At 45.1% G+C, this 647-nt stretch carries 1 protein-coding gene; it reads left to right on the top strand.

Features of this window, described 5'->3' with window-relative positions; translation table 11 throughout:
- Positions 1-98: 98 nt before the first annotated feature.
- Positions 99-647 (top strand): SurA N-terminal domain-containing protein (locus R7Q09_RS26285; protein WP_318143959.1); only part of this gene is annotated, 549 nt, incomplete at its 3' end.

Below are 647 nucleotides of genomic sequence, written 5' to 3'. Positions count from 1 at the left end.
GATTGAATACGGTCGCCCATTCTATTTGAACAATTAATCGAATTAAGCGTCTTACTCTAAATAAGACGCTTCTTCAAAAAATACTGACGGAATTTTAAATGAAAATTTGGAAATCAATCTTATTCACGACCCTACTCTCTTGTGGAGCAGTAGCAGCACCGGTAGAGCTTGATAAGGTTGCTGTCATCGTTAACGACGGTGTCATTCTGCAAAGCGACATCAATACTGCGATGAAAACCCTACAAGCCAATGCTCGTCAAAGCGGAAAAAGTCTACCTTCGGCAAGCGTGCTCAAAGAGCAAGTGGTAGAAAAACTGATCATCGATACGCTGCAAGGCCAAGAAGCTGACCGTATTGGTGTACGCATCGACGATAACCGTCTAAACCAAGCCATTGCAGAAATCGCACGCAACAATAACCAAAGCGTGGAAGAACTGGCAGCATCAGTGCAAGCAGAAGGCCTAAGCTACCCAGAGTTCCGCGAGCAAATCCGTAAAGAAATTGCAGCGTCAGAAGCTCGTAATGCGCTAGTTCGTCGCCGAATCAATATCCTTCCAGCAGAAGTTGATAGCCTTGCAGACCAGCTAGCTAAAGAAACCAACGCAACCGTGCAATACAAAATCGGTCATATCCAACTGCGTTTCACC

It is taken from the genome of Vibrio sp. 2130-1, from assembly GCF_033339515.1.
Note: the sequence above shows the minus strand (reverse complement) of the source record. Positions and strands in the feature narration are given on the sequence as shown.